The organism is Clavibacter rahimiani, from assembly GCF_052654495.1.
Window position 1 is genome coordinate 196,829 of the sequence record NZ_CP199790.1, and the last position, 22,966, is coordinate 219,794.

The 22,966-nt window shown below is 75.3% G+C and carries 20 protein-coding genes and 1 pseudogene; 11 read left to right on the forward strand and 10 right to left on the reverse strand.

Annotated features, from left to right (window positions below):
* Positions 1-8 precede the first annotated feature (8 nt).
* Complete coding sequence (locus tag ACT7CP_RS00975; protein WP_445443003.1) at positions 9-1,325, forward strand: ROK family protein; 1,317 nt, start codon at positions 9-11, stop codon at positions 1,323-1,325.
* Between the two features lie 61 nt (positions 1,326-1,386).
* Here the strand turns inward: ACT7CP_RS00975 and ACT7CP_RS00980 are convergent, their stop codons facing one another.
* Entirely contained in the window at positions 1,387-2,373 is a 987-nt protein-coding gene (locus ACT7CP_RS00980) for a hypothetical protein (RefSeq protein WP_445443004.1), read from the reverse strand.
* 185 nt (positions 2,374-2,558) lie between these two features.
* Here ACT7CP_RS00980 and ACT7CP_RS00985 point away from each other — a divergent pair, with 185 nt between their 5' ends.
* The 6 genes from ACT7CP_RS00985 (at position 2,559) to aroQ (ending at position 8,472) form a co-directional block, all read left to right on the forward strand.
* Entirely contained in the window at positions 2,559-3,512 is a 954-nt protein-coding gene (locus ACT7CP_RS00985; RefSeq protein WP_413962026.1) for an ATP-binding cassette domain-containing protein, read from the forward strand.
* Positions 3,509-4,342, forward strand: coding sequence for an ABC transporter permease (locus ACT7CP_RS00990; protein WP_445443005.1), 834 nt, complete (start codon positions 3,509-3,511; stop codon positions 4,340-4,342). The genes ACT7CP_RS00985 and ACT7CP_RS00990 overlap by 4 nt, the downstream gene beginning before the upstream one ends.
* A 79-nt stretch (positions 4,343-4,421) precedes the next feature.
* Positions 4,422-5,801: a sensor histidine kinase gene (locus tag ACT7CP_RS00995; RefSeq protein ID WP_445443006.1), complete on the forward strand. Its 1,380-nt coding sequence runs from the start codon at positions 4,422-4,424 to the stop codon at positions 5,799-5,801.
* Positions 5,798-6,472 (forward strand): response regulator, encoded by a 675-nt coding sequence (locus tag ACT7CP_RS01000; RefSeq protein ID WP_445443007.1) that lies wholly within the window; start codon positions 5,798-5,800, stop codon positions 6,470-6,472. Before ACT7CP_RS00995 ends, ACT7CP_RS01000 begins: the two co-directional genes overlap by 4 nt.
* A 61-nt stretch (positions 6,473-6,533) precedes the next feature.
* Positions 6,534-7,772 (forward strand): glycoside hydrolase family 26 protein, encoded by a 1,239-nt coding sequence (locus ACT7CP_RS01005; protein ID WP_445443008.1) that lies wholly within the window; start codon positions 6,534-6,536, stop codon positions 7,770-7,772.
* A 106-nt stretch (positions 7,773-7,878) separates the two neighbouring features.
* On the forward strand, positions 7,879-8,472 hold the full coding sequence (gene aroQ / locus ACT7CP_RS01010) for a gamma subclass chorismate mutase AroQ (RefSeq protein ID WP_445443009.1): 594 nt from the start codon (positions 7,879-7,881) through the stop codon (positions 8,470-8,472).
* Between the two features lie 24 nt (positions 8,473-8,496).
* On the opposite strand, the gene ACT7CP_RS01015 is transcribed toward aroQ, so the two are convergent.
* From ACT7CP_RS01015 to ACT7CP_RS01035, 5 genes and pseudogenes are all read right to left on the reverse strand, one after another.
* A complete protein-coding gene (locus ACT7CP_RS01015; RefSeq protein WP_413962032.1) occupies positions 8,497-8,835 on the reverse strand; it encodes a YnfA family protein in 339 nt (112 codons plus the stop codon).
* Between the two features lie 56 nt (positions 8,836-8,891).
* Positions 8,892-9,383, reverse strand: a complete 492-nt coding sequence (locus ACT7CP_RS01020; RefSeq protein WP_445443010.1) for an FBP domain-containing protein — start codon at positions 9,381-9,383, stop codon at positions 8,892-8,894.
* Positions 9,384-9,623: 240 nt separating this feature from the next.
* Positions 9,624-10,073, reverse strand: coding sequence for an MSMEG_6728 family protein (locus ACT7CP_RS01025; protein ID WP_413962034.1), 450 nt, complete (start codon positions 10,071-10,073; stop codon positions 9,624-9,626).
* Between the two features lie 94 nt (positions 10,074-10,167).
* Positions 10,168-10,341 (reverse strand): annotated as a pseudogene (locus ACT7CP_RS01030) (GNAT family N-acetyltransferase); the annotation flags it as partial.
* Between the two features lie 17 nt (positions 10,342-10,358).
* On the reverse strand, positions 10,359-12,008 hold the full coding sequence (locus tag ACT7CP_RS01035) for a hypothetical protein (protein ID WP_445443011.1): 1,650 nt from the start codon (positions 12,006-12,008) through the stop codon (positions 10,359-10,361).
* Between the two features lie 203 nt (positions 12,009-12,211).
* Between ACT7CP_RS01035 and ACT7CP_RS01040 the strand changes: the two genes are divergently transcribed.
* Entirely contained in the window at positions 12,212-13,252 is a 1,041-nt protein-coding gene (locus tag ACT7CP_RS01040; protein ID WP_445443012.1) for a LacI family DNA-binding transcriptional regulator, read from the forward strand.
* 56 nt (positions 13,253-13,308) lie between these two features.
* On the opposite strand, the gene ACT7CP_RS01045 is transcribed toward ACT7CP_RS01040, so the two are convergent.
* Entirely contained in the window at positions 13,309-14,310 is a 1,002-nt protein-coding gene (locus tag ACT7CP_RS01045) for a LacI family DNA-binding transcriptional regulator (RefSeq protein ID WP_445443013.1), read from the reverse strand.
* A gap of 231 nt (positions 14,311-14,541) precedes the next feature.
* Here ACT7CP_RS01045 and ACT7CP_RS01050 point away from each other — a divergent pair, with 231 nt between their 5' ends.
* From ACT7CP_RS01050 to ACT7CP_RS01060, 3 genes are all read left to right on the forward strand, one after another.
* A complete protein-coding gene (locus tag ACT7CP_RS01050; RefSeq protein ID WP_445443014.1) occupies positions 14,542-15,813 on the forward strand; it encodes an extracellular solute-binding protein in 1,272 nt (423 codons plus the stop codon).
* A 68-nt stretch (positions 15,814-15,881) separates the two neighbouring features.
* A complete protein-coding gene (locus ACT7CP_RS01055) occupies positions 15,882-16,865 on the forward strand; it encodes a carbohydrate ABC transporter permease (protein ID WP_445443015.1) in 984 nt (327 codons plus the stop codon).
* Positions 16,865-17,770 (forward strand): carbohydrate ABC transporter permease, encoded by a 906-nt coding sequence (locus tag ACT7CP_RS01060; protein WP_413962040.1) that lies wholly within the window; start codon positions 16,865-16,867, stop codon positions 17,768-17,770. Before ACT7CP_RS01055 ends, ACT7CP_RS01060 begins: the two co-directional genes overlap by 1 nt.
* A 76-nt stretch (positions 17,771-17,846) precedes the next feature.
* Here the strand turns inward: ACT7CP_RS01060 and ACT7CP_RS01065 are convergent, their stop codons facing one another.
* From ACT7CP_RS01065 to ACT7CP_RS01075, 3 genes are all read right to left on the reverse strand, one after another.
* Positions 17,847-19,124, reverse strand: coding sequence for a glycoside hydrolase family 27 protein (locus ACT7CP_RS01065; RefSeq protein WP_445443016.1), 1,278 nt, complete (start codon positions 19,122-19,124; stop codon positions 17,847-17,849).
* Positions 19,121-20,638 carry an alpha-N-arabinofuranosidase gene (locus tag ACT7CP_RS01070; RefSeq protein WP_445443017.1) on the reverse strand — a complete coding sequence of 506 codons (1,518 nt, stop codon included), beginning with the start codon at positions 20,636-20,638 and terminating at the stop codon, positions 19,121-19,123. The genes ACT7CP_RS01065 and ACT7CP_RS01070 overlap by 4 nt, the downstream gene beginning before the upstream one ends.
* A gap of 75 nt (positions 20,639-20,713) precedes the next feature.
* Positions 20,714-22,936, reverse strand: coding sequence for an alpha-galactosidase (locus ACT7CP_RS01075; RefSeq protein ID WP_445443018.1), 2,223 nt, complete (start codon positions 22,934-22,936; stop codon positions 20,714-20,716).
* Positions 22,937-22,966 lie beyond the last annotated feature (30 nt).

The following is a 22,966-nucleotide window of genomic DNA, read 5'->3' on the forward strand; positions in this document are numbered from 1 at the left end:
GGGATCCAGTGACCGGGCACGAGACGGGCGACGCCGAGCGCGTCCCCGCGCCCCTCGCGCCGGTCGCGGATCCCGCCCGGGCCGTGCCGCTCGCGCCGGATCCCCGCTCCCGCGGCACCACGCCCGACCACGTCCGCCGCTCGAACCTCGCGACCGTGCTCCAGATCGTGCACGAGACCGGGCCCGCGTCGCGCTCCGAGCTGACCCGCGAGACGGGCCTCAACCGCTCGACCATCGCGGCGCTCGTGGGCGAGCTGCAGGAGCTCGGCCTGGTGATCGAGTCGGAGCCGCCCGGCACCAACCGCGTCGGCCGGCCGAGCCCCATCGTCTCCGCCGACCCGCGCGTCGTCGTCTTCGCCGTGAACCCCGAGATCGACGCGGTCACGGTCGGCCTCGTGGGCCTCGACGGGGTCGTGCAGCGGCGCGTCCGGCGCGACACCGACGGGATCCCCACGGCCGCGCGCGCCGCCGAGCTCGCGAGCGCGATCATCGCCGAGATCCGGGCGGACCTCCGCGCCAGCCGGCCTGACGCGCGCGTGCTCGGCATCGGCGTCGCCGTCCCCGGCCTCGTCCGCTTCGACGGCGGGCTCGTGCGCCTCGCGCCGCACCTCGGCTGGGTCGACGAGCCGTTCGCCGCGCTCCTCGCCGAGGCCACGGGCCTCCCCGCGCTCGCCGCCAACGACGCGAGCCTCGCGGCCGTCGCCGAGGGGCGCTTCGGATCCGGCCGCGACGTCGACGACCTCGTCTACCTCAACGGCGGCGCGAGCGGCGTCGGCGGCGGCGTCCTCATCGGCCGGCGCCCGTTCGGCGGCGCGGAGGGCTACGGCGGCGAGCTCGGCCACACGCTCGTCGACTCGGGCGGCGAGCTGTGCCACTGCGGCGCCGTCGGCTGCCTCGAGACGACCGTCGGCCAGGACGCGCTGCTCGAGGTCACGGGCCTCCCGCGCGCCCGCGCCGACGAGCTGGGCGACGTGCTCCAGGCGGCGCTCGAGGCGGGGGACCCCGCGATCACCGCCGAGGTGGAGCGGCAGATCGACAACCTCGCGGTCGCGCTGCGGAACGTCGTCAACATCTTCAATCCGTCGCTCGTGGTGCTCGGCGGGTTCCTCGGCTCGCTGCACGCGGCGGATCCCGACCGGATCCTCGCCCGCGCCACCGCCCAGGCCCTCCCCGGCGCGCGCGAGGCCCTCCGCATCCGCCGCGCCGCCCTCGGCCCCGACCGGCTGATGATCGGCGCGGCCGAGCTCGCCTTCGCGGGCGTGCTGGTGGATCCGTCCGGCGTCGCCCGGCAGGCGGCCGCCGGCGCGGAGCGCACCACGGCGTGAGGACCGGCCAGCGTGGCCGTCGACGCCGCGGCAGTCGCGCTGTCCCGGGAGGGCTTCGCCGCTAGCCGGCCCGGTGCGCGCGCCGCCGCCGCACGACCACGGCCCCCGCGACCGCGACCGCGACGAGCACCGCGAGCTCCGGCAGCACGCGCGCGGGCGGGCCGAGGGCCGCGACGAAGACGCCGCCCGCGTAGTCGGCCAGCTCGAGCGGATAGCGGAGGAGGGATCGGGATCCGAGCGCGGACGACACCGCGATGACGAGGGCCGAGCCCACCCGGAGCAGGACGACCGCGATGACGGCGCCCACGATCCGGCCGGCGCCGCGCAGCCCCGTGGCGGCGATGGCGAGCCCGAGCGCGACGGGCGGCGCCCAGCGCGCCACGGCGGTGAGGACCGGCGCCACCGGGGAGGACCAGACCTCGGTCGGCGGGACGGCGCCCGCCACCCACGCGGCGAGGAGGACCGCGGGCACGGCCGCCGCCACGACGGCGACCCCGGCGGGGGCGAGGGCGAGCACGAGGGCCACGACCGCGGCCACCGCGATGGCCGCGATCGTGCCCGCGACGAACGCGACGAGGTACACCTGCGCCTCGCTGATCACGGCGCCGGTGCGGTCGACGCCCGCGGGCTGGGGGTCGTCCATGCCCAGGCCGTCGGCCGTCACGCGCGCGGTCTGCACGAGCGCGCCCGCCTGCGCGACGACCAGCCCCGCGACCACGAGCCACACGCCCGCGCGGGGCAGCCGGGGCCGGAGGATCCGGGCGGCGACTCCCGCGACGCCCCCGCCGACCACGATCACCGCGGCCAGCAGCGCGGCCGTGTACTGGTTGAGCGGCAGCAGCGCGATCGGCATGTCCGCAGGTGAGCCCACATCCTCCGCCCACAGGTTCTGCGGCGGCAGGCGGAGGCCCGCGACGATCCAGGGGAGCAGCCCGAGCACGGCGGCGGCGACGCCCACGGCCAGGGCGAGGAGCACGCCGCCGGGACCGCGGCGGTCGTGGCCCGCACCCTCGGCACGGACGGCGGGAGGGGCGGCAGGCGTCGTCATCCGCCCACGCTAGCGACGCGCGCCCGGTGCCCGCCCGCCCCCGATCGGGTCCCGTCCGCGTGCCCCCGGGGGCGCAGCGGGTCATCCCCGCGGCGTAGGGCACCGCGGATCCGATCTGGTCCTCCTGGTCGTCCCGGCGGCCGCGGGCCGACGTCAGGCTCGGAAGGCCGAGCAGAGGAGGGCACATGATCGAGGCATCCGGCCTGACCAAGGACCACCCGGGGGGACGCGCGGTCGACCACGTCGACTTCACCGTCCGACCCGGCGTCGTCACGGGGTTCCTGGGGCCGAACGGCGCCGGGAAGTCCACGACGATGCGCATGATCGTGGGCCTCGACCGGCCCACGTCCGGCCGCGTCACCGTCAACGGACGGGCGTACGCCGAGCACCGGGCGCCGCTCGGGGAGGTGGGGGCGCTGCTCGACGCGACGGCCGTGCACGCCGGCCGGTCCGCGCGGGCGCACCTGCTCTCGCTGGCGGCGACGCACGGGATCCACCCCCGCCGCGTCGACGAGGTGCTCGACATGACGGGCCTCGCGAGCGTCGCCCGCCGCCGCGTCGGCACCTTCTCGCTGGGCATGGGGCAGCGCCTCGGCATCGCCGCCGCGCTCCTCGGGGACCCGCGGACCCTGATCCTCGACGAGCCGGTCAACGGGCTCGACCCGGAGGGCGTGCACTGGATCCGCACCCTCCTCCGCGGCCTCGCCGCCGAGGGCCGCACGGTGCTCCTGTCCTCGCACCTGATGAGCGAGATGGCCCTCACCGCCGACCACCTGCTGATCCTCGGCCGAGGCCGCGTGATCGTCGACGCCCCCACCCGCGAGGTGGTCGAGCGCGCGCAGACCCGCACCGTCCGCGTCCGGACGCCCATGCGGCCCGAGCTCGAGCGGGAGCTCGCGGGGCGGCCGGGCGTCGGCGCGGTCGCCGTGGAGCACGACGTGCTCGACGCGACCGGCATCGACGCCCCGGGGATCGCCGCGCTCGCCGCGTCCGCTGGCATCGTGCTCCACGGGCTCGCGCCCGTCCACGTCTCCCTCGAGGAGGCCTACCTGCAGCTGACCGCGGGGGAGGTGGAGCACCGCTCCGCCGCCGCCCGCACCGACACCGCCCGCACCGACACCACCGGAGGACGCGCATGACCGCCGTCATCTCGACCGTGCACCGCACGGCCGTCCAGCCCGCCACGTTCCGCCGGCTCGTCGCCGGGGAGTGGATCAAGCTCCGCTCGCTGCGCTCCACCTGGTGGATCCTCGCCCTCGGCACCGCCGTCGTGCCGGCCTTCGCGGTCTCCCGCGTCATCAGCATCGCCCGCGTCCCGGAGGCCGTCGGATCGGAGGGCATGGTCGGCGCGGCCTACGCGACCGGCGGCGTCGCGCTCGCGCAGCTGGCCTTCGCGATCCTCGGCGTGATGGTCGTGGCGGGCGAGTACGGGTCCGGCCAGATCCGCACCACGCTCACCGTCACGCCCATGCGGGTGCGCGCGCTCCTCGCCAAGCTGCTCGTGGTGGTGCTCGCGGTCGTCGTCGCCTCGACCGTCGCGGTGCTCGCCGCCTGGGCCGCGTGCGCGCCCTGGTTCGGGCCCACCGGCATGTCGATCGACCTGACCCGCGCGGAGGACGCCCGCCTCGTCCTCGGCACGCCCCTCTACCTCGGCGCCGTGGCCGCGCTCGCCTTCGGGATCGGCATGCTCGTGCGCAGCCCCGCCGCCGGCATCTCCGTCGTGGTGGGCCTGCTGCTCGTGGTCGAGAACCTGCTCGCCGCGATCCCGTGGGCGCCGCTGCAGTCCCTCGCCGCGCACCTGCCGTCGAGCGCGGGCAGCCGCCTGCTCCGCTCGGACGCGGTCGGCTCGGTGATCACCGTCTCGAACAGCTCCGAGCTGACCCCGTGGGGCGGGTACGGGGTGATGCTCCTCTGGGTCGTCGGCGTCCTCGCCGCCGCGGTCGTGCTGCTGCGGCGCCGGGATGCCTGACGCGCGGGCCGTCGCGCTCGCGGCACCCCGCCGGGCGCCCACCACCTGCCAGAGTGATCACGATGATCCAGGAGCGAGCGTGAGCACGGGGCCGGGGCCCGCCCCCCTCCTCACCGAGCTGCACGTGCGGCGCCTCGGCCCGATCGGCCGGTTCCTCGCGCGACGGCCGGTCGCGGTGGACGTCGTCCTCATCGCCTGCTTCGCCGTGTGGGCGCTGGCCTCCGGCATGGGCGCCGACTCCATGTACTCGCTCTCCGCGTACCTCGGCGGCGAGCAGGTGCTCCGGATGCAGGCGGCCTCGCTCGTGCTCACGGTCGCGGGCTGCGCGCTGCTCGCGTGGCGGCGGCGCCGTCCCGTCCTGGTCGCCGCGGGCATGGCGGTCCTCGGGCTGGCCGCCCTCGCCCTCACCGGGACCTCCTCCGGGTTCGAGCTGGGGCTCGCGCTCGCCCTGTACGCGGTCGCGGTCGCCCGTCGTCCCCTCGTCACGTGGGCCGCGTGCGTCCCCGCGGTCGTCGCGATGCTCGCCGCCGCGCGGGTGCTGCCCCTGCCGATCCAGGTGGGCTCCATCATGAGCGGGCTCGGCCGGGTCGAGCCGACCGCCGTGGCCGCCCTCGCGCGGGATCCGTCCCTCGGCGGCTGGCAGCAGATCGCCCTGCCCGTCCTGGTGCTGGCGCTCCTCGCCGTGGCCGTCGGCACGAGCGTCCGCAGCCGCCGCCTGCACGTGGCGCGCCTGGTGGAGGCGGCGGAGGCCGTGGCCCGCGAGGCCGAGCAGCGCACCCGGCTGGCGCAGGCCGCCGAGCGGGCGCGCATCGCCCGGGAGATGCACGACGTCGTCGCGCACGGCATCTCCGTCATGGTCGCCCTCGGCGGCGGCGCGTCGATGGCGCTCGACTGGGCGCCGGACCGCGCCCGCCTGGCCCTCGACGAGCTCGTCGCCACCGGCCGCACCGCGCTCGGCGACATGCGGCGCGTCCTCGGCGTGCTGGACGAGGAGGCGCTCGGCGGGACCGGCGCGGACGGCGGGGAGCCGTCGGTCGCGCCCCTGCCCGGGATCCCGGACATCGCCGCGCTCGTCGACCGCTTCCGGCTGGCCGGGCTGCCCGTCCGGACGTCCGGCCTCGACGACGCCCGGCTCCTCGAGGCCGACGCGACGCTGCAGCTCGCCGTGCACCGGATCGTGCAGGAGTCGCTGACCAACGTGCTCCGGCACGCGCCGGCCACCGCGGGCGTCGAGGTGGCGGTCCGCCGGGCGCCCGGCCGCATCGAGGTGGACGTGACCGACCGCGGCGCGGGCGTCGCCGGGGACCCGGCCCTCGGATCCGGACGCGGCGTGCTCGGCATGCGCGAGCGCGCGGCCGCGTTCGGCGGCACCGTGGAGGCCGGCCCGCACGGCCGGGGCTGGCGCGTCCGCGCCGAGCTCCCGTGGGAGCACGACGACGATGAGGAGGACGGACGATGACGCGGATCCTGCTGGTGGACGACCAGTCCCTGGTGCGCATGGGCTTCCGGCTCGTGCTGGAGAGCGCCCCCGACCTCGAGGTCGTGGGCGAGGCCGCCGACGGGCGCACCGCGATCGACCAGGTCGCCGCGCTCCGCCCGGACGTCGTGCTGATGGACGTGCGGATGCCGGGCGTCGACGGCGTCGAGGCGACCCGCCGGATCGTGGCCGAGCACCCGGCCGTGCGCGTGCTCATCCTCACGACGTTCGACGTGGACGAGCACGCCTTCGCCGCCCTGCGCGCGGGCGCGAGCGGGTTCCTCCTCAAGGACGCGACCCCGGCCGAGCTCGCCTCCGCGGTGCGGGTGGTGGCGTCCGGCGACTCCGTGGTCGCGCCGCGCGTGACCCGGCGGATGCTCGAGATGTTCGCGGACGTGCTGCCCGTGGGATCCGCGCCGGCCGCCGCGGGCGTGCACCCCCGGCTCGCCGCCCTCACCCCGCGCGAGACGGAGGTGCTGCGCCGCGTCGCCGAGGGCCGCTCGAACGCGGAGATCGCGGGCGACCTGTTCCTCGCGGAGGCGACCGTGAAGACGCACGTCGGCCGGATCCTCGCGAAGCTCGGCGTGCGCGACCGGGTGCAGGCCGTCGTCCTCGCCTACGAGACGGGCCTGGTGCGCGCCGGGGCGGAGTGAGCGCTCACGGTTCCCCGGGCGTGCGCCGACGCGGGTTTCTCCACCCGCATAATTGGGAGCGATGTCCTCCTCGCCGCGCCGCCGTCGCCTCTCGTCTGTCCCCCTGATCGCGGGCCTCGGCGTCGCGGGCCTCGCCCTCCTCGTCGGATGCGCGCCCAGCGAGCCCGCCGCGCCCCGGCTGCCCTCCTGCGTCACCCGCACGGCGGCCGACGCCGTCCCCGCCGACGGCGCGCTCTTCGGCGTCAACCCCGACTGGGGCCAGCAGACCCTCGCCGAGTACGCCGACCTGCTCGGCCGCGACCCCGGGGTCGCCGTGTCGTTCGCCGACGTGCCGATGGACGCGACCGACGTCGAGAACGTGCGCGCCGCCGGCGAGCAGGTGCGCGGCATGGGCGGCACGCTGCTGCTCACGCTCGAGCCGCGCGAGGGGCTCGCGGCCGTCACCGACGACGTGGCCGCCGAGGTCGCGTCGCTCGTCGACGGGATCCAGCGCACGGGCGCGCCGGTCGTCGTCCGCTTCGCCCACGAGATGAACGGCTCCTGGTACGCGTGGGGCCAGCAGCCGGTGGAGTACGTCGCGGCCTTCCGCCGCATGGCCGACGCCCTGCACGCGGGCGCGCCCGGCAGCGCCACGATGTGGGCGCCGAACGAGGGCGGCGGCTACCCCTTCATCGGCGGCCCGTCCGCCGCCGCGCCTGACAGCGCCGCCTTCCCGGTCCTCGACACCGACGGCGACGGCGCCCTCACCATCGCCGACGACCCGTACGCGCCCTACTACCCGGGCGACGACGCGGTCGACTGGGTCGGCATGTCCCTGTACCACTGGGGCTCGAAGCACCCCTGGGGCGAGAACGTCCTCCCCGAGGAGGGCAAGTTCGCCGCGCAGCTCACCGGCGAGTACGACGGGCTCGACGGCGACCAGACCGCGGTGCCCGACTTCTACGGCGTGTACGGCGTCGAGCACGGCAAGCCGGTCGCGATCCCCGAGACGGCGGCCCTCGTCGTCCCGCGCGGCGACGCGGCGGGCGAGCGCGCGATCAAGCGGTCGTGGTGGTCGCAGGTGCTGTCGGAGGAGACCGCGACCCGCTTCCCCGAGCTCAAGATGGTCAACTGGTTCGAGTGGGACAAGGACGAGGCCGAGGTCGGCGAGCGCGTCGACTGGACCGTGCTCGGCGACCCGGCCACCCGCGAGGCCTTCGCCGCGGAGCTCCCGGAGTGGCTCCGCTTCGGCGCCGCCCCCGAGCCGTGCGCGGTGCCGACGACCGCGGCTCCGAGCGCGGCCCCGAACGCGGACGGCTGACGCGGACGGCTGACGCCGCCCGTCTCTCCACAGGCGCGCGGGCGGACGCGGCCGGGTGCCTAGGCTCGCGGGCATCCCGCCCGCCGAACCCCTGATCGGATCCGCCATGCCCCGTCGCGCCCTGCTCGCCTCCTCCGCGCTCGCCGTCTCCCTCGCCGCCGTGCTCGGCGCCGCGTCGCCCGCCCTGGCCGGCCCCCGCGTCGGCGCGGGCGAGCAGGGCGCCGTCACCGCGGTCGCGTCCGCCGCGCTCGACCGCCTCGAGATCGCCGACGACGTCGCCGCCTCGAAGTGGCTGTCCGGCAAGGCCGTGGCGGATCCCGCGCGCGAGCAGGCCGTGGTCGACGCCACCGTCGCCGCCGCGGAGGCCGACGGGGTCGACCCGGTCGCGGCCGAGCGCATCATGCGCGCGCAGATCGCGGCGAGCAAGCAGGTGCAGTACGCGCTCATCGCCCGCTGGCGCGCCCACCCGGAGGAGGCGCCCACCACGGCGCCCGACCTGACCACGAGCGTCCGCCCGCGGATCAACGCGGTCGACGCGCGGCTCGTCCCCGCCGTCGGCCAGGCGCACGACGCGCTGGGCGACGCGGCGTGCGGCCACTTCGTGACGGACGCGCGCGGCGAGCTCGGCCGGGGCCTCGACGACGCGCACCGCAAGGCCTTCCGCACGGCGCTCGCGGCGGTCTGCACGCCGGCGTCCTGACGCGGGCGGCACGCCGGATCCGCGTCAGGCGCCCTGCGCGCGCGGGCCGAACACGATCACCGCGACGCCGAGCAGGCAGATCACCGCGCCGACCACGTCCCAGCGGTCCGGCCGGTAGCCGTCCACCACGGCGGCCCACGCGAGCGAGCCCGCGACGAAGACGCCGCCGTAGGCCGCGAGGATCCGCCCGAAGGACGCGTCCTCCTGCAGCGACGCGATGAAGCCGTACGCGCCGAGCGCCATCACCCCGAGCCCGGCCCACCACCAGGGCCGGCCCTCGCGCACCGCCTGCCAGACGAGCCAGGCGCCGCCGATCTCGGCGACCGCGGCGAGGGCGAACAGGATCACGGTGCGCAGGAGCATGCCCCGAGCTTGGCGGATCCCGGGGGCGCGGGTCGGTCGCGCGCCCGGTCAGCGCGTCAGGCCGTCGACGCGATGTCCGCCGCGAACGCCGCCACGCGGGTGCGCAGGTCGTCGATGAGCTGCGCGGTCGCCGCCTCGGGGTCGAAGCCGAGGTACGGGATCGGGCGCGGCTTCCGCACGTTCGCGTTGCACTCGAAGTCGGCGCAGACGAGGGTGCCGACCGTGTTGCCGTTGCGGCCCGCGGCGCCCGCGCGGCGCGCGCCGTAGAAGACCACCGGCGCGGGGAGCCGCACGTCCTGGCACCAGGTGCACTGGGCGCGGGACCGCGGGGCGGCGCTGGCCTGCTGGAGCATCACGCCGACGAGGCGGTCGCCCACGGGGACGACGATGACGCCGCGCTGCGGGGCCTTCGGGTCGCGCCAGCCGAGGAAGTCGAGGCGGTCCCAGCGGAGGTCGGCGAAGCCCTCGGGGAGGTGGAGGTCGCGCACCTCGCGCTGGGAGGCGTTGACGAGGGAGGCGCGGATGTCGGATTCGGTCAGGGGGAGCATGGGGTGCCCTTCGTGCGGGGTCGCGGGCGTGCCGCGGGGATGGATGTCAGGGGGTCGGCGTGCGGATCCTCGTGGATCGACGGCACGCCGGGATGGGCCGGCCCCGGTGGGGGACGGCGGCGGATCCGGTGACTACCTGGTGCCGACGGACGAGCCGCCGACGACCTCCCCGCGCCCCGAGGGCGTCGCGCTGCTGGTGCTGCTCACGCGTCGAGGCTACCCCGGGCGCCGGGACGCGGATCACGCGCTCGCGCCCGGCCACACGTAGTCGAGGTCGTCCGGGTCCTCCGGGAACGCCGGCCGGTACAGCGCCGGCGCCTTCGCCAGCAGCTTCGAGCGGTGGGAGAGGTGCAGCTCCTCGCGGCCCCACCACGGCGGCTGCACGATGCGGCCCTCGGTGTAGGCGGCGAGGTCCTCGGGCACCTCGGCGAGGATCACGAGCGTCTTCTCGAAGCAGGTGTCGGCGAAGCCGCGGGACATCCACTCGGCGCAGGTGGCCTCCTGGTACTCCATGAGCGCGGGCCGGTAGCCGCGCCACATGCGCGTGACGGGGTGGCTCTGCCAGCCGTAGCCCGGGACGGTCACGGCCTTCATCACCTGGAGCGTCTCGACGCGCTGCTTCCCGAGCCGCTTGTCGTCGAGCACCGCCATGCTCGCCGCGAGGTCCGGGTAGGGGAGGAACGTCTGCATCCGACCAGTCAACTCCGGCGGGGACGGGTGGTGGGGCGCTCCGGCGCGGTGCGCGGTGCGCGGTGCCGCGCGGGCTGGGCCGGACGCGATCGGGTCAGCGCGACCAGGCGTACGGGGTGGTCGTCGAGCAGGCCAGGAGGCCGGAGCGCTCGAGGATCGGGCGGGACAGGTCGGTCGAGTCGCTGTGGATCAGCGTGCGTCCGGCCGCGAGGGCCGAGCGCGCGCGGGCCGCGGTGAGCGCGCGGTAGATGCCGCGACCCCGCCAGCCACCGCGACCGGGCCCGCTCACGACCGGCGGCGGAGCTCCAGCAGGCGTGCCGCAGGGCCGCCCGCGACCGAGCGGACCGTGAGGATCCCGCGGCCGGCGTCCCACTCGGCGCCCCATTCCGCGAGCGCCCGGGGGAACGCGGTCGCGACGTCGAGGCGGCGGCCGAGCAGCGAGGGCAGGGACAGGGTCGCCGTGCCGGCGCCGTCGCCCCGGTCCCAGATCGCGATGACCACGACATCGCCCGCGTCGCGCGCGACGGAGACCCAGCGGTCGTCCGCCGCGGGCAGGCCGAGCGGCCAGAGCGGCACCGATCGGACGAGGTCGTCGCGGAGCGCGGCCGCGGTGCGCACGGCGTCGGCGACGAGGGCGTGCGGCGCGTCGTCGAGGGGGCCGAGGTCGTCCGGCAGGCGGAGGCCGCCTGCGAGGCCCGCGACGAGCGCGGCGGCACAAGCCTCGGGCGGGAGCCCGGCCAGCTGCGGGATCCGGGCGTCGACGTCCTCGGGCGGCGTGGAGAGCGGGGCGGTCGCGACGGCGGCCGGGTCGAGGAGGGGATCGCCCGCCGCGGCCGGCCGCGCATCGCGCAGGGCCCGTCGCGCCCGGGTCATCGCGGCGGCCGCCTCCTCCAGGTCGGCGCCCACGGCGACCAGCGCGGTCGCCGGCGCGGAGGACGCGCCCGGGGCGAGCGGCGCGGGGCGGTCGAGGTCGGGATCCGCCGGCCGGGTGAGCGCCAGGTGGCAGTCGCCGCCGTGCTCGCCCACCTCCCAGCGCCAGGGGCCGTCGTGCGCGACCTCCCACATCCAGGTGACCTCCTGCCGCTCCGAGCGGAGGGCGGCGACGGGCAGCGGCTCGCCGGCCGCGGGGGCGCCGGAGGCCCGTCGGGCGACCGCGACCGGGCGCGCGTCGGGGGCCGGATCCGCGGCGTCCGCGCCCTCCGCCTCCCGCAGCGCGCGGACCGACCAGCGCGCGCCGCCCGTCCCCTCGACGCGGCCCGCGAGCAGCTCCCAGTCGGCGGCCGGATCCGCCACGTCGCCCTTGTCGAGGCGCACGCCGAGCGGCACGTCCCAGCTCGTGACCGCGGCGAGCAGCACGGGCGCCCCGGTGCCGTTGGTGACGACGGCGCTGCTGCGGACGGCGCCGTCGCGGCCGTGCAGGGTGACGGCGGCGCGGATCCCGTCGGCCGTCGCGGAGACGATCTCGAGGGTCGCGCCGTCCGCCGACACCGAGTGCGCGACGTAGCGGAGGTCGGCGCCCGCGGATCCGTCCCGGTCGCCTCCCGACATGAGCACCTCGACGAGCGGCACCGGGTGGGCGAAGTGGGTCTCGACGGATCCGGCGACCAGGCGCGTGAGCATGACGGGCCGGTCGGCGGAGCGGCGGAAGCGCAGCTCGAGGCGGCCGCTGCGCCACACGAGGTCGTCGCGGCGGTCGTCCGGGGCGGTGCCCGCGCGGCGGGCGCGGCCCGCGGTGCGGTCTCCCGCGACGCCGGCGCGGCCCGGAGCGGCGGACGCGGACGCGGACGCGGTCGTCCCGGTCGGCGGCACGCGGCGGCCGGATCCGCGGGGCCGGTCGGCCGGGCGGGCCTCCGCGATGGCGGGGCAGGGCGCGACCGGAGCGGCGGCGGAGGACGCGGCGCGCGACCGCAGCTCGACGAGCGGGGTGGGGGTCATCGTCGTCCTCCGTGTGCCGGGCGGATCCCTCCGCGGTTCGCCATCGAACAGACCTTGCGCAACTCCCGGGGGACTGCGCGCGGTGTCCGCCCATCATCCCCGGTGTCCCGGCGGCCGGCAAGAGGCAGCCGGGTCTCGATGCGATCACATCCGCCCGGGAAGTTGCGCAACTATGCGCCCGGACCTCGACTAGGCTCCAGCTCATGGACACCACGAGAGCGGCGCCGCGGCCGACGATGGCCCAGATCGCCGAGCGCGCCGGCACCACGGTCCCGACGGTGTCGAAGGTGCTGAACGGCGGCACCGACGTGTCGGAGGCCACCCGCGCCCGCGTGATGGCGGCGGCGCACGCGCTCGACTACCGGCGCCGGCCGCGCGCCCGGCCCGCCGACCCCGACCCCCGCGCCGCCCGCGTCGTCGACGTCGTGGTCGGCCACATCGAGGGCAGCTGGGTCGGCCCGGTGCTGAGCGCCATCGAGGAGGAGGCGTCCGCCGCGGGCGTCGACCTCGTGCTCACGCGCGCCCGGCCGGACGGGGAGTGGATCAGCCGCCTCCTGCGCCGACCCTCCATCGGCGCGATCCTCGTGCTCGTGGACGCGACGCCCGCGGGCCTGCACACCCTGACGACCGCGGGCGTCCCGGTGGTCGCGATCGACCCGAGCACCCGGCCGCCCGCGGAGGTGGCGAGCGTCGGGGCCACCAACTGGGACGGCGGGCGCATCGCGGCCGAGCTGCTCATCGCGGAGGGTCACACCCGGATCGGCGTCATCGGCGGCGTCAAGGCGCACCTGTTCGGCAGCGCGCGCATCGACGGGCTCATGACGGCCCTGCGCTCGGCCGGGATCGCGGTGCCCGACGAGCGCGTCGCGTTCTGCGACTGGGACCGGGAGCAGGCGCGCGCCGCCGCGGGCGCCCTGCTCGCCGCGGCGGACCGGCCCACCGCGATCTTCGCGTGCTCCGACGTGATGGGCCTCGGCGTCTACGAGGCCGCGGACGACGCGGGGCTCCGGATCCCGGACGACCTCAGCGTGGTCGGCTTCGACGGCGTGCAGGAGTCGGCGTGGGCGATGCCGCCCATGACCACGGTGCGGCAGCCCATCGCCGAGATGGGCGCCACGGCGTTCCACATGCTGCAGCAGGCGGACCGCTCCGGGCGCCCGCGCGCGGGCGGTGCGGCGGGCTCGCGGATGGAGCTCGCGACCGAGCTGGTGATGCGCGGATCCGTGGCCCCGCCCCGCGGCTAGCGGCGCCCGCGCGAGATCGATCTCGCACCCGGCGGCGCGATCGGGCGCGCGTCCGCTCAGGCCGACTCGCGCTGCACGAGGCTCGTCGCGAGCACCGGCTGGCGGTCGACCTCGCGTCCCTGGATCGTCGCGATGACCGTCTCGGCGGCCACGCGCCCCATCTCCTCCAGCGGCTGCCGGATGGTCGTGAGCGGCGGATCCGAGGTGGTCGCGATGATCACGTCGTCGAACCCGATGACGCTCACGTCGGTCGGCACGCGACGTCCCGAGGCCTGCAGCATGCGGATCGCCCCGGCCGCCATGAGGTCCGAGGACGCGAAGACGCCGTCGATGCCCGGGTGGCGCTGGAGCAGCCGCGCCATGGCGGCGCCGCCGCTCTCGAGCGTGAACTCGGCGTGCACGATCGCGCCGTGGTCGACGCCCTGCTCGGTGAGCTCGTCGCGCCAGCCGCGGATGCGGTCGCGCGCCGGCTCCATGTCGTGCGGGCCCGCGATGATCCCCAGCTGCCTCCGGCCGGCGTCGACCAGCGCGCGCGCGGCGAGGCGCCCGCCGCCGTGGTTGTCGGAGTCGACGATGATCGCGTCCTCCGCGAGGTCGCCGCGCGGGCGCCCCACCCACGCCACGGGCACGGGGGAGTCGGCGAGCGTCTGGGCGAGGTGCGTGATCTCGTGCTGGAGGATCACGATGGCGCCGTCGACCGCGCGCGACCGGAGGAAGCGGGGGATCCGGTCGGCGTCGTCCTGGTCGGCCGGGAGCAGCACGGGCTGGATCTCCGCGGCGTGCAGCCCCTTCGCCGCGCCCTTCAGCACGGACGTGAAGAACGTGCCGGTGAGGCTGTCGAGCTCGTTGAACGCGATGATGAGCGCGATCGCGCCGGACCGCCCGCCGCGCAGCATGCGGGCCGCGCTGTTCGCCTCGTAGCCGAGCTGCTTCGCCGCGTGCTCGACGGCCGCGACCATTCGCGCGTCGACCGTGGTGGTGCCGGAGAGCACGCGCGCCGCCGTGGCGCGGGAGACGCCGGCCGCCTTCGCGACGTCGACCAGGGTCGGCCGGGTCATCGGCCGCTCGCCCTCGTCTGCATGGGTCTCCTCACGGGCAGGCGCCGTCATGGTCGCGGAGCCCTCCTGATCCTAGGTGGAGATCGATGTCTCACGGCGCGATCTCGGTTGCGCATCGCCGCTTGCACGATGGTGGCACGCGAGCTACGGTGACGCCAAGAGATCGTTCTCTCGGCCGGAGCGCTGACGCTCCGAGCACGCCGCACGGATCCCCGACGAAGAGGAAACATCGTGAGAAGAAGCTTGACGGCCGTCGTCGCCGCAGCAGCAGTCGCCGTCGCCCTGACCGGATGCTCGTCCGGCGGAGGAGGCGGCGCATCGGACGACCCGAACGCGGAGGCCTCGTTCTGGTCCTTCACCGGGATCGGCGCCAAGGACGGCGTCGCCGAGTACCAGAAGAAGAAGCCCGACGCGAAGGTCAAGCTGACGGAGGTCGGCTCCACCACCGAGACGGCCACCGCGCTCACCGCGGCGCTGGCCGGCGGCAAGGTCCCCGACCTCGTCATGATCCAGAACGACGACCTCCCGCAGTTCGTCGAGAACAGCGCCAACTTCCTCGACCTCCGCACGCTCGGCGGCGACGACATCGCGAGCGAGTACCTCCCGTGGGCCGCGTCCGCCGCCACCGCGGAGGACGGCTCGGTCATCGGGATCCCCACGGACGTCGGCGGCCTCGGCTTCGCGTACCGCGCGGACCTCTTCGCCGAGGCGGGCCTGCCCACGGAGCCCGACGAGGTCGCGGCCATGTGGAAGGACTGGGACTCCTTCATCGCGATGGGGGAGCAGTACACGGAGGCGACCGGCAAGCCGTTCGTCGACAACATCGAGACGAGCGTGTTCTTCTCCACCGTCAACCAGGTGAGCGAGAAGTACTACTCGCCCGAGGGCGAGCTCGTCTACGACGAGAACCCGCAGGTGGAGGACGCGTTCCAGGTCGCGGTCGACACGCACGACGCCGGCATCAGCGCGGGCATCGCGGCCTGGTCGTCCGGCTGGGCGCCCGGCCGCGCGAACGGGGCCTTCGCGGTCACGGTCGCGCCGTCGTGGATCCTGCAGGGCATCAAGACCGACGCCCCCGACACCGCGGGGAACTGGCGCATCGCGAGCGTCCCCGGCGTCGGCGGCAACTGGGGCGGCAGCGTCATCGCCATCCCGGCCCGCGCGGAGAACCCGCAGGCGGCCTGGCAGTACATCGAGACGATGATGTCCGGCGAGGCCCAGCAGGAGCACTTCGAGCGCACCGGCACGTTCCCCGCGGCCACCGCCGCGGTCGAGAGCGACGCCGTCGCGGCGTACCAGGACGAGTTCTTCGGCGACTCGAAGATCGGCCAGGTCATGTCGGAGTCGGTCACGAAGTTCCCGTCCTTCTACAACGGACCGGACACGACGCCCATCAACGGCGCCCTCCTCAACACGCTCGTCGAGCTCGAGGCGGGCAACGTCACCTCCGACAAGGCGTGGACGCAGGCGCTCTCCACGGCCAAGACGGCCATCGGCGGCTGATCCCGTCCCACCCACCCGGGCGGCCCGGCGCGTCACGCGCCGGGCCGCCCCTCAGACGGAGGTACCCCATGTCGACGGCGACATCACCCCGCACGAGCACCGAGCCACCCCCCTCCCCGCGCCGCGGGAAGGCCGCCGCGGTCCCCCGGGCCCGGCAGATCAAGCAGTCGCTCTCCGAGCGCATCGCGCCCTACGCGTACGTGGCGCCCTTCTTCGTCATCTTCATCGTGTTCGGCCTGTTCCCCCTGGTCTTCACGTTCTACGTCTCGCTGTTCGACTGGAACCCGATCGGCAAGCAGACCTTCGTCGGGCTCGCGAACTTCCAGCAGCTCTTCGCGGACGACCGGTTCTGGAACGCGCTCGTCAACACGTTCGCGATCTTCCTCATCTCGACGATCCCGCAGCTGCTGCTCGCGCTCTTCCTCGCGCACCTGCTGAACCACGCCCGGCTCAAGTGGGCGAACTTCTTCCGCATGGCGCTGCTCGTGCCGTACATCACGTCGGTCGCCGCGACCGCGATCGTGTTCGCGCAGATCTTCGACCGGAACTTCGGCCTCATCAACTGGGTGCTCGGCGTCTTCGGGCTCCCGTCGGTCAACTTCATGGCGACCAACCACGGCTCGTGGATCCTCATCTCGGCCATGGTCATGTGGCGCTGGTTCGGCTACAACACGCTCCTCTACCTCGCCGGCCTCCAGGCGCTCCCGCGGGAGATGTTCGAGGCGGCGGCGGTCGACGGGGCGTCCAGCTGGCAGCAGTTCCGGCACCTGACGATCCCCGCGCTCCGCCCGATCATCATCTTCACGGTGATCATGTCGACCATCGGCGGCCTGCAGATCTTCACCGAGCCGCTGCTCGCGTCGCCCGAGTCGGGCCTCACCTGCGGCGCCGGCCGGCAGTGCCAGACGCTCGCGCTGTTCCTGTACGAGCAGGGCTTCGGCCAGTTCAAGTTCGGCTACGGATCCGCCATCGGCGTCGTGCTGTTCGTGATCGTCGTGGTCGTGGCGCTCCTCAACTTCTACCTGTCCACCCGCACGAGGAAGGCGAGCTGATGTCCGACGTGATCGACCAGACCGTGTCACCGATCGTCGCCGCACCGGTCACCAGGCGATCGGCGCTGCCGAGGCGCCGGGGCAAGGGCGGCGGCATCAGCCCGCTCGTCTACGTGTTCCTCAGCATCGCCGTGCTGATCTCGGTGTTCCCGCTCTACTACATGCTCGTCGTGGCCTCGGTGGGCGCGACGGCCGTCACCTCGATCCCGCCGCGCCTGTTCCCGGGCGGCAACTTCTTCACCGTGGCGGCGAAGGTGTTCGACACCGTGCCGTTCCTGCTGTCGCTGCTCAACAGCGTGCTGGTGTCGACGACCGTCGCGGTGCTGTCCGCGGTGCTCTGCGCCATGGCCGGGTTCGCGTTCGCGAAGCTGCAGTTCCCCGGGCGGAACCTGCTGTTCCTCATCGTGCTGCTCACCATGACGGTGCCCGCCCAGCTCAGCGTGATCCCGCAGTACCTGATCATCAGCCAGCTCGGCTGGGTCGACACGCTGCAGGCGATCATCGTGCCGGGCCTCGCGAGCGCGTTCGGGATCTTCTGGATGCGGCAGCACATGTCCACCACGGTGAGCGACGAGCTCATCCAGGCGGCCCGGCTCGACGGCGCGAACTCGTGGCAGCTGTTCTGGGGCGTGGCGTTCCCGGTGGTGCGGCCGGCCGCGTTCGTGCTCGGGCTCATCACCTTCACGGGCGTGTGGAACGACTTCATGTGGCCGTTCATCGTGCTGAAGTCGCCGGAGCTGTTCACGGTGCAGATCGCGCTGAAGCAGCTGCAGGCGAACCGGTCGATCGACGTGGCGCTCGCCATGGGCGGGTCGTTCATGGCGACGCTGCCGCTGCTGATCCTCTTCTTCTTCGTGGGGCGGCGGATGATCACCGGCATCATGGACGGCGCGTTCAAGGGCTGACCCGGACGCGACGACGCCGGCCGCGCGGATCCTCGGGGATCCGGGCGGCCGGCGTCGTCGTGCGTGGGGCGGCCGGTCAGGCGAGGCGGAGGAGCCGCACGCCGTGGGCCTCGACCTCGAGCGGGATCCCGCCGTCGACGACCGCGAGCTCCTCGCCCGTCCAGAGGTCGATCGCCCGCGTCGCGTCCGGCGCGCCGAGGTCGGCGAGGTGCGCCGTCACGGTCCGCGGCGCGTCGCCCAGCTGGAAGACCGCGCGCCAGCGGGTGTCGCCGCGCTCGGCCGCCCAGACCACGAGGTCGCCGTCGCGCACGATCTCGCGGCTGGCGTCGGCCTCGAGGAGCGCGAGGACGTCGTCGTTCGTGAGGAGCGCGAGGGTCGCCGGATCCGTGTCGGGCAGGTGGCCGCCGAACATCAGCGGGGAGCGCAGCAGGCACCAGAGCGAGACCAGGGTGCGCTGCTCGGCGGGCGTGAAGCGGCTCCGCCGGTCGCCGCCCACGTGGGCGCGGATCCCGATGCGCCCGAGCGGCAGCATGTCCGCGTCGGCCCAGGCGCCCGGCCGCTGGTGCGGCGCCCACCGGGCCGCGCGCTGGAACTGCTCGCGGAGGTGCGCCCAGTCGTCCCAGAAGTCGTCCGAGATCCGCCAGGCGTCCGCGGTCTCCCGCAGCAGGTCGAGGTTCTCGAGGGAGAGCTGCTTGCCGGGGGAGAGGCTCAGCGCCATCGGGCGGCCGGACGCGGCGATCGCACGGGAGACCGCCCGGATCTCGGCGGCCTGGATCGGCGGGTACAGCACGTCGTCGAGCTTCACGTAGTCGACGCCCCAGCCCGCGAGCATCGCGAGGACCGAGTCGTAGTACTCCTGCGCGCCCGGCCGGCTCATGTCGACGCCGAAGGAGTCCGGGTTCCACGGGCACGGGTTCGCGGGGTCGGCGATGTCGGCGCACGTGGCGTCGGATCCGCGCACCGGCAGCCCCTCCTCGGCCGCGCGCCGGGGCACGCCGCGCATGAGGTGCAGGCCGAAGCGGAGGCCCATGGCGTGGATCCGCGCGGCCAGGTCGGTGAAGCCGCGGCCGTCGGCCGACGACGGGAACCGGCCGACCGCGGGCTGCGGGCGGCCCCACGCGTCGAGCACGGGGGCCGACACCTCCTGGTAGTCGTCCAGGCCGGGGTCCGGCTCGTACCACTGGATGTCGACGACGACCGTGTCCCAGCCGTGCGGCAGCAGGTGCTCGGCCAGGTAGCGCGCGTTCTGGAGCACCTCCTCCTCCGTGACGGAGGCGCCGAAGCAGTCCCAGCTGTTCCAGCCCATGGGCGGGCGGGTGGCGGGGACGGCTCCGGGGCCGGCCACCCGCGTCACGCGGCGATCCGCAGCGAGAGCGTCGCGAACGAGTGCGGCGGCAGCGTGAGGCGGAGGCCGTCGGCGGTGCGCTCGACCGCGTCGAAGGGGACGGGGCTCACGGCGTCGGCGTCGCCCGGGCGGTTGTGCGCGTCGGGGCGGTCGGCCGTGAGCAGGCGGCCGACGACGTCGTCGACGGCGCCGCCGCGGAACGCGAGCACGACCTCGAGCGGCTCCTCGAGGTCCACGTTCGACAGGGAGACGAGCACGCGGCCGTCCTTGGCGCTCGCCGAGGCGGAGGCCAGCGGGACGTCCCGGCCGTCGACCGCGCGCGAGGGCCCGACGACGGTGGCGGGCAGCGAGGTCGCGTCGTGGTGCCCGCGGTTCATCTCGAACACGTGGTACGTGGGCGTGCGCACCATCTCGCCGCCGTCCGGATCCGTGAGCAGCATCGCCTGCAGCACGTTGACGGTCTGCGCGATGTTCGCCATCCGGAGCCGGTCGGCGAAGGCGTGGAAGACGTCGAAGTGCAGGGCGGCGACCATCGCGTCGCGGATGGTGTTCTGCTGGAAGAGGAAGCCCGGGTGCGTGCCCGGCTCGACGTCCCACCAGGTGCCCCACTCGTCGAGCACCATGCCGTACTCCTTGGCCGGGTCGTGCACGTCCATCACGGCGGCGTGCGCGCGGAGCAGCTCCTCGATCCCCTGCGCCGCGACGATGGTGCTCCAGTACGCGGCCGCGTCGAAGTCCGTCGCGCTGCCCTTGGCCGTCCAGCTGCCGCCGATCGTGTAGTAGTGCACGGAGATCGACTCCCACGGCACGGAGGCGAACGGGTGCGCGGCCATCTCGGGGATCACCTGCATGAGCGTCTCGGTCCAGGAGGTGTCGGCGCCGTCCGCACCCGCCGCGATGCGGTGCAGCGGGGTCGCGCCGCCGCTCTGGCAGAACGTGCCGAACTGCCGCGCGAGGTCGGCGTAGGTCACGGAGCGCATGTTGCCGCCGCAGCCCCACGCCTCGTTGCCGAGGCCCCAGAAGGGCACGGTCCACGGCTCGTCGCGGCCGTGGGTGCGCCGGAGCTCGGCCATGGGGGTCTCGCCGGCGCCCGTGAGGTACTCGACCCAGTCGGACATCTCCTGCACCGTGCCCGAGCCGATGTTGCCCGACACGTACGCGTCCGCCCCCAGCAGCTCGCAGAGCGCCATGAACTCGTGCGTGCCGAACGAGTTGTCCTCGACGGCGCCGCCCCACTGCGTGTTGACGAGCTTCGGCCGCTCCGCGCGCGGGCCGACGCCCTCGCGCCAGTGGTAGCGGTCGGCGAAGCAGCCGCCGGGCCAGCGGAGGTTCGGGATGTCGAGGGCCTTCAGCGCCTCGACGACGTCCAGGCGGATCCCGCCGGCGTTCGGCACGGGCGAGTCCTCGCCCACGAAGAAGCCGTCGTAGATGCACCGGCCGAGGTGCTCGGCGAAGTGGCCGTAGAGGTGGCGGCTGATGGTGGCGCCGGGGCGATCGAGGTCGACGGTGATGGTGGTGGTCACGGGGTGCTCTTCCGGTGGGGCGGCGTCGGTGCCGCGGCGGGTGGGGCGTGCGTCAGGTCAGATGGTGCGGGTGGTTCAGCGGGGCGCGGGCACGGCGGCGGTCGCGGGAGCGTCGATCCGCACGAGCCGCAGCACGAGCACGCGCTCGCCGTGCGCCGTCTGGAGCTCGAGCCCCGCCTCGCGCAGCAGGCTGCCCGAGTAGGAGGGGGCCTCGGCGTCGGATCCGAGCTCGACCGTCTCGTCGAACCAGCGCGGGCTCAGCCAGCCGGGCCCGAGGGATCCGGGGCGCGCGGCCTCCACGCGGTAGCGCGCCTCGGCGAGGAGCCCGGGCAGCCGGATCCGCCGCCGGGAGTCGGGCGACGGGCTCGCGGTGACGATCGTGTAGATGGCCTCGGAGCCGTCGACGGCGACCACGCCGCGGATCGACGGCGCGTCCGGGTCGAAGTCGCCCGCGCCCACGACGCGGCCGGTCGCGATGAGGCCGCGGTGCTCGCGGTAGGCGGAGATCCACCGGGCGAGCACCTGCTCCTCGTCCTCGTCGAGCTCGCGGATGTCCCACTCGACGCCGAAGTGGCCGAGGAACGCGATGCCGCAGCGCGTGTGCAGGTCGCTCCAGCGGCCGGTCGCCTCGGAGACGGGCGACGCCACGTGCGAGCCGAGCATCTCGGGCGGCACGAGGAGCCCCGTCCAGCGGAGCATGCGGGAGCGGTCGAGGGGGTCGTGGTTGTCGGAGGTGTGCACGCGGTCGGTGCGCGCGAGGATCCCGAGGTCCACCCGCCCGCCGCCCGACGCGCAGCTCTCGATCTCGAGCTCGGGGTGCCGGGCGCGCAGCTCGTCCATGAGCGCGTAGACCGCGAGCGTCTGCTCGTGCACCGCGGGCGCGCCCGTCGCGGGGTGGCCGGCGTCGATGAGGTCCCGGTTGTGGTCCCACTTCAGGTACGCGATGCCGAGGTCGCGCACGAGGTCGTCGAGCGCGCCGAGGATGTGCGCGAAGGCGTCCGGGTTCGTCAGGTCGAGCACCTGCTGGAAGCGGAAGCGCGGCGGCAGCTCGGGGCGTGCGCGGAGGATCCAGTCGGGGTGCGCCCGCGCGAGGTCGGAGTCCTCGTTCACCATCTCGGGCTCGACCCAGAGGCCGAGCTCCATGCCCAGGCCGCGCACGTGCTCCGCGAGGGGGCCGAGGCCGTCGGGCCAGGAGGCGGGATCCGGGGTCCAGTCGCCGAGGCCCGCGCGGTCGTCGTGGCGGCCGCGGAACCAGCCGTCGTCGATCACGTACCGCTCGACGCCGAGCGCCGCGGCGCGGGTCGCGAGGTCGGAGAGGGTGGCGAGGTCCTGGTCGAAGTGCACGGCCTCCCAGACGTTCATGGTCACGGGTCGCGGGCGCCGCGAGGAGCGCGAGACGGCGCGGAGGAGCCCGTGGTACCGGGCGGCGGCGTCGTCGAGGCCCTGGCCGAACGCGCCGTGGATCCAGGGCGACGCGTACGACGCGCCCGCGGCCAGCCGCACCTCGCCGGGCAGCAGCAGCTCGCCGCCGCGGAACGCGAGGTAGCCGTCGGTGCGCTCGACCGTGTGCCGGTGGTTGCCGCCGATGCCGACGTGGCAGAGCCATACGCGGCCGGCCTCCGCGTCGAAGCCGGGGGTGCCGATCGCGACGACCGTGGTCGCGTCGAGGCCCGTGCGGCCGCGGCGCGAGGAGCGCGTGTGCTCGCCGACGACCACGGGGTGGCGCTGCGGGATGCGCTCCGTGCCCCAGCGGCCGGAGAAGTCGAGGATCTCGCGCGCCTCGACGGGCACGCGGAACGACGGGTCGACGCCGATGACCTCGAGCGGCTCCCCGTCGGCGGCGTCGTTGCGCACCACCGCGCGGGCCCGCAGCACGCCGGACGGTGTGAGATCGATCTCCAACCGGACGCCGATCCCGGCCCACTCGTCGGCCGCCTCGACCGCGACGGATCCGCCCTCCCGCTGCGCCACGGCGCCCGCGGGCAGCGCCTCGCCGTCGACCTCGACGGCCGTCACGACGAGGCGCGGCGACCACGCGGCGCCCGCGCGGTGGGCGCGGATCCCGGGCAGCGCGCCCCAGCCGGACGCGTGCTCGGGGAGCATGGTCGGCTCGTACGGCCGGTCGGATCCGCCGTCCATGCCGGGCCGGTCGGGCGTCCGCGCGTAGACCGCGAGCTCCTCGTCGGACGCGTGGACCCGCGGTCCCCAGTGCGCGACGACCGGCAGCGCATCGCCCGCCTGTGTGAGGAGGACGGAGACGCCGTCGACGGCCAGGTGGATCACGCGGGGGAGCGGCATGGACCATTCCTATCGTCGATCGGCCCGCAC

Bases quoted from the DNA above. Each gene is read 5' to 3' on its own strand.
- ACT7CP_RS01060 (WP_413962040.1), top strand. From the start codon at position 16,865: ATGTCCGACGTGATCGACCAGACCGTGTCACCGATCGTCGCCGCACCG.
- ACT7CP_RS01035 (WP_445443011.1), bottom strand. From the start codon at position 12,008: ATGACCCCCACCCCGCTCGTCGAGCTGCGGTCGCGCGCCGCGTCCTCC.
- ACT7CP_RS01005 (WP_445443008.1), top strand. From the start codon at position 6,534: ATGTCCTCCTCGCCGCGCCGCCGTCGCCTCTCGTCTGTCCCCCTGATC.
- ACT7CP_RS01075 (WP_445443018.1), bottom strand. From the start codon at position 22,936: ATGCCGCTCCCCCGCGTGATCCACCTGGCCGTCGACGGCGTCTCCGTC.
- ACT7CP_RS01045 (WP_445443013.1), bottom strand. From the start codon at position 14,310: ATGACCCGGCCGACCCTGGTCGACGTCGCGAAGGCGGCCGGCGTCTCC.
- ACT7CP_RS01020 (WP_445443010.1), bottom strand. From the start codon at position 9,383: ATGCTCCCCCTGACCGAATCCGACATCCGCGCCTCCCTCGTCAACGCC.
- ACT7CP_RS01000 (WP_445443007.1), top strand. From the start codon at position 5,798: ATGACGCGGATCCTGCTGGTGGACGACCAGTCCCTGGTGCGCATGGGC.
- ACT7CP_RS00985 (WP_413962026.1), top strand. From the start codon at position 2,559: ATGATCGAGGCATCCGGCCTGACCAAGGACCACCCGGGGGGACGCGCG.
- ACT7CP_RS01025 (WP_413962034.1), bottom strand. From the start codon at position 10,073: ATGCAGACGTTCCTCCCCTACCCGGACCTCGCGGCGAGCATGGCGGTG.
- ACT7CP_RS00990 (WP_445443005.1), top strand. From the start codon at position 3,509: ATGACCGCCGTCATCTCGACCGTGCACCGCACGGCCGTCCAGCCCGCC.
- ACT7CP_RS01015 (WP_413962032.1), bottom strand. From the start codon at position 8,835: ATGCTCCTGCGCACCGTGATCCTGTTCGCCCTCGCCGCGGTCGCCGAG.
- ACT7CP_RS01040 (WP_445443012.1), top strand. From the start codon at position 12,212: ATGGACACCACGAGAGCGGCGCCGCGGCCGACGATGGCCCAGATCGCC.
- aroQ (WP_445443009.1), top strand. From the start codon at position 7,879: ATGCCCCGTCGCGCCCTGCTCGCCTCCTCCGCGCTCGCCGTCTCCCTC.
- ACT7CP_RS01055 (WP_445443015.1), top strand. From the start codon at position 15,882: ATGTCGACGGCGACATCACCCCGCACGAGCACCGAGCCACCCCCCTCC.
- ACT7CP_RS00980 (WP_445443004.1), bottom strand. From the start codon at position 2,373: ATGACGACGCCTGCCGCCCCTCCCGCCGTCCGTGCCGAGGGTGCGGGC.